The sequence below is a fragment of the Ruegeria sp. L11 genome (genome assembly GCF_056531755.1).
On record NZ_JBQFMI010000010.1, the window covers coordinates 108,262 to 118,547 of the forward strand.

8 protein-coding genes are annotated in these 10,286 nt (G+C 59.5%); 3 read left to right on the forward strand and 5 right to left on the reverse strand.

Annotated features, from left to right (window positions below):
* The first annotated feature begins 41 nt into the window (after window positions 1–41).
* Both mnmC2 and ACR0CE_RS15440 read left to right on the forward strand, forming a co-directional pair.
* Window positions 42–707, forward strand: coding sequence for a tRNA (5-methylaminomethyl-2-thiouridine)(34)-methyltransferase MnmC2 (mnmC2, locus tag ACR0CE_RS15435; RefSeq protein ID WP_480539591.1), 666 nt, complete (start codon window positions 42–44; stop codon window positions 705–707).
* Window positions 704–1,573: a DMT family transporter gene (locus ACR0CE_RS15440; protein WP_480833115.1), complete on the forward strand. Its 870-nt coding sequence runs from the start codon at window positions 704–706 to the stop codon at window positions 1,571–1,573. The genes mnmC2 and ACR0CE_RS15440 overlap by 4 nt, the downstream gene beginning before the upstream one ends.
* Here the strand turns inward: ACR0CE_RS15440 and ACR0CE_RS15445 are convergent.
* Window positions 1,547–3,520: a lytic transglycosylase domain-containing protein gene (locus ACR0CE_RS15445; RefSeq protein ID WP_480833116.1), complete on the reverse strand. Its 1,974-nt coding sequence runs from the start codon at window positions 3,518–3,520 to the stop codon at window positions 1,547–1,549. The genes ACR0CE_RS15440 and ACR0CE_RS15445 overlap by 27 nt on opposite strands.
* Window positions 3,521–3,653: 133 nt before the next feature.
* Here ACR0CE_RS15445 and dapA point away from each other — a divergent pair, with 133 nt between their 5' ends.
* The gene (dapA, locus tag ACR0CE_RS15450) at window positions 3,654–4,526 is read left to right on the forward strand and encodes a 4-hydroxy-tetrahydrodipicolinate synthase (RefSeq protein ID WP_480833119.1); all 873 of its coding nucleotides are present in this window, start codon (window positions 3,654–3,656) and stop codon (window positions 4,524–4,526) included.
* A gap of 133 nt (window positions 4,527–4,659) precedes the next feature.
* Here dapA and ACR0CE_RS15455 read toward each other — a convergent pair whose 3' ends face one another.
* The 4 genes from ACR0CE_RS15455 to pta all read right to left on the reverse strand — a co-directional run bounded on the left by ACR0CE_RS15455 (window position 4,660) and on the right by pta (window position 10,284).
* Window positions 4,660–5,532 (reverse strand): dimethyl sulfoxide reductase anchor subunit family protein, encoded by an 873-nt coding sequence (locus ACR0CE_RS15455; protein WP_480833117.1) that lies wholly within the window; start codon window positions 5,530–5,532, stop codon window positions 4,660–4,662.
* Window positions 5,532–6,281 (reverse strand): 4Fe-4S dicluster domain-containing protein, encoded by a 750-nt coding sequence (locus tag ACR0CE_RS15460; protein ID WP_267363598.1) that lies wholly within the window; start codon window positions 6,279–6,281, stop codon window positions 5,532–5,534. Before ACR0CE_RS15460 ends, ACR0CE_RS15455 begins: the two co-directional genes overlap by 1 nt.
* A 109-nt stretch (window positions 6,282–6,390) precedes the next feature.
* Window positions 6,391–9,210 carry a molybdopterin oxidoreductase family protein gene (locus ACR0CE_RS15465; protein ID WP_480833118.1) on the reverse strand — a complete coding sequence of 940 codons (2,820 nt, stop codon included), beginning with the start codon at window positions 9,208–9,210 and terminating at the stop codon, window positions 6,391–6,393.
* 90 nt (window positions 9,211–9,300) lie between these two features.
* Entirely contained in the window at window positions 9,301–10,284 is a 984-nt protein-coding gene (gene pta / locus ACR0CE_RS15470; protein WP_480539585.1) for a phosphate acetyltransferase, read from the reverse strand.
* Window positions 10,285–10,286: the final 2 nt, after the last annotated feature.

Sequence of the window (10,286 nt, forward strand, 5' to 3'; positions counted from 1 at the left end):
TCCTTGTTCAGTGTCGCGCCGCTTAGCTACAGGATTCCCCGATGGCAGACCAGCATGCCGAATTGACGTGGACCGAGGATCAGATACCGGTCTCGGACCGTTTCGACGATCCCTACTACTCGTTGCAAAACGGGCTGGAAGAGACGCGCCATGTGTTTCTGGCAGGCAATGATCTGCCAGAACGCTTTGCGCCGGGGTTTCATATTGCCGAGTTGGGCTTTGGCACCGGTCTGAACCTGCTGACGGTTTGGTCTGAATGGGAGAAATCCGGCCAAACAGGCCCGCTTCGGTTCACCAGTTTCGAAGCCTTTCCCATGGCCACGGATGATATGCGTCACGCGCTTGAGGCCTTCCCCGAGTTACACCCGTGGAGCAGCCGGTTTCTGGCCCATTGGACAGGTCACGCCTGCAATCTTGAAACCCTTCAATGCGAAGTGATCATCGGCGATGCGCGCAACAGCCTGCCGCAATGGGCAGGCATGGCCAACGCCTGGTTCCTTGACGGGTTCTCTCCGGCTAAGAACCCTGAATTGTGGGGGGCAGAGCTGATGCAGCAAGTGGCGGCGCATACTGCCACCGATGGCACGGCAGCCACATATACGGCCGCCGGGTTTGTTCGCCGCGGGCTTCAGGATGCCGGTTTCACCGTCACCCGTACATCCGGCTATGGCCGCAAGCGGCACATGACGCGGGCGCTCAAGGCATGACGCAGAAAAACAATGCAGGTGCGGGTATCGCCCTGATGGTGGGCGCGACGATTGTCTTTGCCTTGCAGGACGGTATCTCACGCCATTTGGCCGGAACCTATAACACCTACATGGTGGTGATGATCCGCTATTGGTTCTTTGCGGCCTTTGTCATTGCACTGGCGGCGCGATCTTCCGGCGGGTTAAGGGCGGCCATGCAGACGAACCAGATGGGGCTTCAAATCCTGCGGGGCCTGCTGCTGGCCACCGAGATCTGCGTCGCCGTGTTCGGTTTCACAGTGCTCGGTCTGATCGACAGTATGGCCGTTTTCATAAGCTATCCCCTGCTTGTCGCCGCGCTGAGCGGGCCGGTTCTGGGTGAAAAGGTTGGATGGCGGCGCTGGGTTGCGATCGGTATCGGTTGCATTGGTGTTCTGATCATTCTGCAGCCGGGCGTTGGTGTTTTTGATCCTTGGGCCGTCATACCGCTGATCTCGGCGTTTCTGTTTGCGATTTACGGCCTGCTGACACGCTATGTCGCACGTCAGGACAGCACGGCCACCAGCTTTTTCTGGACCGGCGTTGTTGGTGCCATCGCCATGACCCTTTTTGGAATGTGGTTCTGGGAGCCAATGGCCCGCAGCGACTGGCTGTGGATGGCGTTGCTGTGCGTCAGCGGGGCAACGGGTCATTGGCTTCTGATCAAATGCTATGAGATGGCCGAAGCCAGCGCCGTCCAACCCTTTGCCTATTTCCACCTTGTCTGGAGCGCGATTCTGGGGATTTCGATCTTCGGTGAAAAACTGCGCCCCGAAGTTGTCGCGGGCGCAGCGATTGTTGTGGCCGCAGGGCTGTTTACCTTATGGCGCGAACGCCGCCAGCGATGATCCGATCAGTTCCTGCGAAAACGGAACCGGCAGGGCGGGCTGCCCCAGACGGGCGCGGTAGACTGGCAGGCTTTCGGTCACGCGCATCACATAATTGCGCGTCTCATTGAACGGAATGGTCTCGATCCAGTCTACGATATCCACCTCGCCGGTGCGCGGATCACCATAGCGCTCCATCCACGAGATCGGGCGCTTTGGACCGGCATTGTATCCGGCTGCCATCATGACGACATTCCCGTTGAACTCGGTCGCAAGGCCCGAAAGATAGTTGGCGCCAAGCTTGGCATTGTATTGCCAGTCCGACGTCAACCGACCGGTCTGATGGCCGTTGAGTATCCCCAGTTCTCCGGCCACCAGCTTGGCTGTTGCAGGCATCACTTGCATCAGGCCGCGCGCACCCGCGCCGCTGACGACAACCGGATCAAATTCGCTTTCGCGCCGCGCGATGGCCAGCGTCATTTCCTTGGCCATTGGCAGACGCATGTCGGCCACCGGATGAACCGGGTAATAGGCCGCAGGCAAAACGGTGCCCGTGGTCGCTGCCCGCTTGGCGATCATGACGGCCAGATGCGGCTGTTTCAGCTCGATCGCAAGGTCGCCTAACTGATTGGCCTGCACAGGGTCAAGACCTTCGACAAGATGCGTCAGGAACCTCTCGGACAAGTTGTCTTCCCCGGCCTTCAGCAACAGCAGCCCGGCTTCCAGAACGCTGGAATCGGCGAATTCTGCCTGACGCCAATGCGGGGCGCGACGCGGATTGGCCAGTTCCTTGTCAAATGGCCGACCGATCCGTTCCGCCGCCAGAAGACCATAAAAAGAGGTCTGATGATCCGCGCCCATCGCATAGGCCTCATAGGCTTTGTCTGCGTCCCCAAGCTCGGCGTAAGCCCGCCCCAGCCAATAGCCGCCGCGCCCTTTCGAGATCGGCGATTGCACGGCATCCGAAAAATTCTGGAAGTGTCGCACAGCTGTGGCAGGGTCATTCAGCTTGCGCAGGGCCAGAAACCCGGCCAGCCACTCCAGATCCGCATAGGAATATCCCATTTCCGGGGTCATATGGTGCTTGGCGGCCACGTAATAAGCACGCGCTGCCCGCCCCGATCGCATCTCGAGCCGGGCCAGACGGCGGCGTCCCTCGGCCCATTTGTCAGGCTCGCCCAGGGCCTCCGGTCCGGTTGAACGTGCCAGCATCAGGTCGACGGCGCTGTCATCCAGTTCTTTCTTGTCGCGCCAGACAAAGCGGTCGAATGCCAGCCCCGGCGCATCTGCCAGCGACTTCGGCACCGCCGCCACCTTACCGTCTACGCCCGGCTGGCGTTTCTGCAACGCGATTCGCGCTTCGGCCAGCTTGCGCTCATCGGTGGTGACCAGGGGCAGCATCTGTTCTGCGCTGACCAAATGGCCATCCCACAGCATCCGGTCCAGCCGCGCGGCATGGTGCGGCTTCAGCAGTTTGGCAAAATTCTCCAGATAGTCCTTTTGCAACCCCGACCCCATCGGCATGGTACGCCAGGCTGTCACGATATCGGCTTCCGCCTCGCCAATGCGTCCTTTGGCCTTAAGGGCCACCGCATAGTTCAGCGCGCCTTCAGCAGTCTGAGGGGGCAAGCCAGCGTAAAACTTCACAACCCTGTCCGGATCGACCCCGGTAAAGACCGGCTCACTCTTGCGGCGCAGCCAATCCAGACCGGGCCAGTCCGCGCGGCGTTCGAGAAACACCAGCACATCGCCCGAGCTGCCAAACCCCTCACGCAACCAGTGCCAGACGATGACATCGCGCGAGACCGAGCCGCGCTGGCCCGATACGCGCAGCGCCGCGTTCCAGTCGCCCTTGCGCATTTCATAAAGCCCCGCGCGCAAATCACCGGCCGCGTCCGCGCGTGCGGCTTGCGGTGTCGCCGCTGCGTATAGAATCACACCAGTCAACAGTGCCAGAAAGCGTGTCATCCCTTGCATTTCCCAACCAACCGAGGATAGAGCCTGTGAGGATAAACCCTGCGCCGCCGGGATCAACTCACAAAGCTGGAAACGTGAGAGGCCGAGGCGCAAAAACCGCAAAATGCACCTTAAGGAGCGTGTCATGTTCAAAGGCTCGATGCCAGCCCTCGTCACTCCGTTCAACAACGGCGAGTTGGACCTGAAGACGCTTAAACATCTGGTCGAATGGCAGATCTCCGAAGGCTCGACCGGGTTGGTGCCTGTTGGAACCACCGGCGAAAGCCCGACGCTCAGCCACGACGAACACGAAACGGTCATCGCAGAAGTGGTCAAAACGGCTGCTGGCCGTGTGCCGGTTATTGCCGGTGCCGGGTCGAACAACACGGTCGAAGCCGTCCGGTTCGTTCAGTTCGCCGAAAAAGTTGGTGCCGATGCGGCGCTGGTTGTCACACCTTACTACAACAAGCCGACTCAACGCGGCTTGATCGCGCATTTCCAAGCCCTGCACGAGGCTGCGGATATTCCGATCATCATCTACAACATTCCCGGACGATCGGTCATCGACATGACCCCTGTCACCATGGGCGAACTGGCCCGGTTGCCGCGTATTGTCGGGGTCAAGGATGCGACGGGCGATCTGGCGCGTGTCAGCCAGCAGCGTGCAACTTGCGGCGCAGATTTCTGCCAACTGTCCGGCGAAGACGCCACCGCACTTGGCTTCAACGCCCATGGCGGCGTCGGATGCATTTCAGTCACCGCAAACGTGGCCCCCAGGCTCTGCGCTGAATTCCAGCAGGCCACATTGTCGGGTGACTATGCAAAGGCACTGGAATACCAGGACAAGCTGATGCCGCTGCACGAAGCGATCTTTATCGAACCCGGGTTGGTCGGCGCCAAATACGCACTCAGCAAACTGGGTCTTTGCAGCACCGAAGTCCGCTCGCCTCTGACAAAGTTGGAAGACAGCACAAAGGCCGCGATTGATGCAGCAATGGCACACGCGGGCCTCATCTGACCCGGTCTTCAGAAACAGGAAAAGGCAGCCTCGAATTCTGAGCGCCGCCTTTTTCATTTTTAGGATCCAGACTTCATCTGGCCAAAAATATCCCGGGGGAGTCGCGGCTTGCCGCGGCGGGGGCTGAGCCCCCTCAACGCTTACCGTAGTAAAGCCCAACGACATGTTCAGCCTGCGCAAAGAACAACCAGCGCGAGGTCGCAACACCTGCCAGATGCGATGCCACGGCTAGCAGGGCCAGGAAATGATTGAATGGCAGGACCAGCAACAGAACCGGCAGGGCAAAGGCGAATACAAACGAGATCACCCGTAGCTTTTCGGCATGTTTGCGCCCGACCACATGAACAAACTCGCGCAGCAGATAGTTGGTACCGGTATGCGGTGGCTCGAAGGCTCTGACTGTGCCCCGGTTACCCAAACCTGTCGCCGTGCCCAGATCCGTTCCGGATGCCTCCAGCGCTTTGTCGCCTTTCTTCCAATACAAGAATTGAACCAAAGCGGCGATCAGCAGAAGCGGAATAGCAACACGTGTCTGGCCAGCCAGCAACGCACCACCCGCCAGGCTGAAGCTTAGGAACATGGCAGGGGTCAGGTTCATATTCCAGCGCGGGATGGTCTTGAGTTGCGTGTAGATCATCGAAGTCGTGAACACGGTCGCCAGTGACATCAACGCTCCGACCCAACCCAGTAGGCTCCAATGCCGATCCAGAAACACTACGCCAATCGCATAAAGTCCCATGACGACCAGAGCGAGCACGGCACACCAGCCCTCACGGCTAAGCCAGCTGGTTTTCCATTGGGTAAAAGCCTTCCAGGCCCGTTCCGGGTGGCCGAGGTGGAAGGTCGAGGCCATCAACCCTCCGACGGCCAGACCATAGGCAATGGCGAAGAACACAAAAGCCACCCAATCCGAGACAGCCGGAATGCCAAGACCAAGGAAAAAGAGCAAACCGAAGCCCAGACCGGACAGGGTGGTGAAGAGGATGACGGAGGGTGCAGGATGCATCAGAGTTTCTCCAACGTCTTGTCGAGCCAGCCAAGGAAGCCCTTGGGCTCTTCAGCGACAGGTGCCAACAGGGGGGCCAGGATGTCGATCTGATCTTCCACCGTGTCTTTCGGGCGCGGCGGCAGATATTTATTGACGGGTTTGGTGCCCATTTCGGGCATCAGGTCCATTCCGCCGCGATCCGCAACAAGCTTGCTGACGTCGCTGTCTGGATCGCCCAGATCGCCAAAGTGCCGCGCGCCCGCCGGACAGGTTCGGACACAGGAGGGAATCCGGTCCACCTCGGGCAGGTTCTCATTATAGATCCGGTCGACGCAGAGTGTGCATTTCTTCATCACCCCCTCGGCCTTGTCCAGTTCACGCGCGCCATAGGGGCAGGACCAGGCACACAGGCCGCACCCGATACAGTCGCTTTCATTAACCAGCACGATGCCATCTTCGACCCGCTTGTAGCTGGCCCCGGTCGGGCACACGGTAACACAGGGCGCATCTTCGCAATGCAGGCAGGATTTAGGGAAATGGATCAGTTGCGCGTGCCCTTCCGCCGGTTGCACCTCGTAGGAATGCACGCGGTTCAGGAAAGTGCCCGAAGGATTGGCGCCATAGGCATCCTGATCGGACAGCGGCGCGCCATAATTTTCCGTGTTCCAGCCTTTGCAGGAAATCACGCAGGCATGGCAACCAACGCAGGTGTCCAGGTCGATCACCAGACCCATCTTGCGCTCGGTGGAGTTCGGTAGCTGGGTCATGTCAGGATACCTGTGCTGTTGAGGACGGGTGAGGGGGCCAGCCCCCTCTTGAGCCTGCGGCTCAATTCACCCCCGGGATATTTGTAGCCAGATGAAGTGCGGATCCGGGTCATTTGCCCACCTTCCACGCCAAATTCGCAGGGCCAGTTCCTACAGGTGATTTGATCGGGTCAAAATGAGGCTGGCTTTGGGCATCGGCGGGCGCGTCGGCCTTTTCGATTTTCACCTTCAGGTCAAACCATGCGGCCTGACCAGTAATGGGGTCGGAATTGGCCCAACGTAGCCCGTCGCCTTTTGGCGGAAGCAATTCGTGGATCAGGTGGTTGAGCAGGAAACCCTTGGTGGCCTCGGGCGCGTCCTCTTGCAGGGCCCAGGCGCCTTTGCGCTTGCCGATGGCGTTCCATGTCCAGACGGTGTTGTCGTTCAGCGCGGCCATTTCCATCACAGGGACGGTGATCTCACCATGAGGGGATGTGATTTTAGCCCAATCTCCGTCGCTCAGCCCATGCTTGCGCATCAGCCTAGTCGGAACATAGAGCGGGTTTCGCCCGTGCAACTGCCGCAGCCAGGCGTTTTGCGTGCCCCAGCTGTGATACATCGCCATCGGGCGCTGAGTCAGCGCGTTGACAGTGAAGCCGTCGTTGCCCTGCTGGTCGGTTTCGTACCAGATCGGAAGCGGGTCCATTGTGTCTTTGATCCGCTGGCGCAGATGATCAGGCGGCTGTCGGTCGCCATGGCCTTCGGCTGCCAGCTGAAACTTGCGCATTGGTTCGGAGTAAAGCTGGAATATGTATGGCTGCGGGCTGTCATAGAGCCCCATGCCCACGGCCCAGTCCTGATAGGCTGTATTCCATGGTTTGTAGTAATCCGCGCCTTGCGGGATATGCGCCACGTAGAAGCCACCGTTTTCGATATAGCGGTTCAACTGATCCGGGTTGACCTCTCCGCGCCCTTCCTTGTCGGCGTTTTCACCGCGGAATCCGGCCAGCGGGCCAATACCCGGCTTGCGTTCGTGATTGACGATATAGTCGGCGTAATCGACCCATTTTGCGCTGCCGTCTTCATGGGTGAAACCCGGGAGCTTCATGCGGTTTGCGAGATCGATCAATACTGACTGAAACCCGCGCACGTCACGGTCCGGTTCGATCACAGGCCAGCGGATGGCGTCAGCGGCCGCGTCCGCCTCGCAAATCGGGCGATCCAGCAGCGAGATACAGTCGTGGCGTTCGAGGTAAGTAGTATCCGGCAGGATGAGGTCCGCGTAAGCCACCATCTCGGAAGAATAGGCGTCTGAATAGATGATGCGCGGGATCACGTAATCGCCGTTTTCATCCTTGTCCGTCAGCATCTCGATGACACCCGTGGTGTTCATGGTCGAGTTCCAAGACATATTGGCCATGTACATGAACAGCGTATCGATCTTGTACGGGTCGCCCGCATGTGCGTTCGAGATCACCATATGCATCAGCCCGTGGCTGGACATCGGGTTTTCCCAGGTGAATGCCTTGTCGATCCGTGCGGGGCTGCCATCTTCCTTCAGTGCAAGGTGTTCCGGACCGCGGACGAACCCCAAGTGCGGGCCATCCAAGGGCGAGTTGGGCGTCACCTTGCAATGCGGTGTCGGGTGCGCCTCGACCGGTTTGGGGTAGGGGGGCTTGAAGCGGAAACCGCCGGGAACCTCGACCGTGCCCAGGATGATTTGCAGCACGTGCAGAGCGCGGCAGGTCTGGAAACCATTGGCATGAGCCGAAACGCCGCGCATCGAGTGCATCGCGACAGGGCGGCCGATCATCTTTGTGTGTTTCTCGCCCCGGAAATCGGTCCATTCGTGATCCAGTTCGAATGCCTCGTCAAAGGCGACGCGCGCCAGTTCCGCGGCAATCGCGCGAATGCGCTTGGCGGGAATACCGCATGTTTCGGCAACGGCTTCGGGCGCGTGCTCCTCGGACAGGTATTTTTCCGCCATCAAGTGAAATACAGGGCGATGAACGACACCGTCGTTTGCGTAGACCGCCGACAAATCCGGGCGAACGCCAGGCGTATCGAAAGCCGTCAGCTTGCCTGTATTCCGGTCGATGACCAGAGGCTTTCCGTCATCGTCGCGCAGGAACAGGCCTTTTCCGGCGCCTTCGGACGCGTTCACCAAAACCGGGGCATTGGTATAGCGGCTGAGATAGTCGAGATCGATCTTTCCGGCTTTCATCAGCACATGGATCAACGACAGGATGAACAGCCCGTCAGTTCCCGGTGTGATGCCGACCCAATCATCAGCGACGGCGTTGTATCCGCTGCGGATGGGGTTGACGCCGATAACACGTGCACCGCGCGCCTTGATCTTTCCAATACCCATTTTGATCGGGTTGGAGTCGTGGTCTTCGGCCACGCCAAACAACATGAACAGTTTGGTGTGGTCCCAATCAGGCTGGCCGAATTCCCAGAATGCGCCGCCCATCGTATAAATGCCGCCCGCAGCCATATTGACCGAACAAAAGCCTCCATGCGCCGCATAGTTGCAAGTTCCGAAATTTTGCGCCCAGAAGCTGGTGAAGCTCTGGCTTTGGTCCCGTCCGGTGAAAAAGGCCAGCTTTTCCGGGTTGTCTTTGCGGATTGGCTCCAGCCAGCTGACCGCCAGTTCCAGCGCTTCGTCCCAGCTGATCTCTTCAAATTCACCCGAGCCACGCGGGCCGACCCGTTTCAGTGGCTTGCGCAGGCGCGAGGGGGCATTGACCTGCATGATCCCGGCGGATCCCTTGGCACACAGGACACCCTTGTTCACCGGGTGGTCGCGATTGCCTTCGATATAAGCAACCTTGCCGTCTTTCATGTGGACGTTGATGCCGCATCGGCAGGCGCACATGTAGCAGGTGGTCCTGCGGATTTCGTCCGAGACTTTCGGTGACGTATCAAGGATCGGCTGCTGATGGGTCATTTGCGGGTCCAATTGGTTATGTCAGGAGGATTTTGTCAGTTTCCTCGGTACTTTAGAACATCGTTCCGGGAACGGTGCGAAAATTAAGTGTTACAGTCCAGTTGCCTGCAGCGCGGTCACGGCGATCATCTGGGTCACATCCTCGGCGCTGCATCCGCGGGACAGGTCGTTGGCGGGTTTGGCCAGCCCCTGCAAGACCGGACCAATGGCGGTGTAGCCCCCCAACCTTTGGGTGATCTTGTAGCCGATATTACCAGCATCAAGGTTGGGAAAGATCATCACGTTGGCCTGCCCGGCGACTGACGATCCCGGCGATTTTCGCTCGCCAACCGAAGGTACAAAGGCGGCGTCAAATTGCAATTCACCGTCGACATTCAGGTCCGGCGCGGCCTGGCGCAGCGCCTCAGTGGCCTCGATCACTTTGTCCACGTCGGGATGCTTGGCGCTGCCCTTGGTGGAAAAGCTGAGCATCGCGATTTTTGGATCGACCTGCAGCAGCGTCCGGGCCGATGCGGCGGATGCGATGGCGATCTTGCTCAGCTCGCTCGCGGTCGGATTGATGACCAGCCCGCAATCGGAATACAGCATCGCCCGCGCCCCGGGCTGAGCGTTTTCCGGCGGGTACATCAGGAAGAAAGACGACACCATTCCTGCATCGGGGGCCATGCCAATCACCTGGATCGCCGCACGGACGATTTCGCCGGTCGTGTGAACGGCCCCTCCTACGGTGCCGGTGGCACGTCCGCTGCGCACCAGCATGGCGGCATAGACGGGGGGTGTTTCAACGGCGGCACGGGCCTTGGCCCGATCGACGCCTTTATGCCGGCGCAGTTCGAAAAAGGCCTCGGCAAACTCTTCGGTCAGGTCCGAAGTCTTGGGGTCATGGATATCAACGCCCCGAGAGGCAGCAGCCCCCTGATCTTTCAGGGCTGCTTCGACCTCGGCGTACGGGCCAACCAGAATGATATCGGCCAGATTGGCCCTCTGCGCGTTGATGGCCCCTTTTGTGATGCGGGGGTCGTTGCCTTCGCTGAGGGCGATTATGGGACGGGTGGCCGGAGCGTTTTGCCGCAACA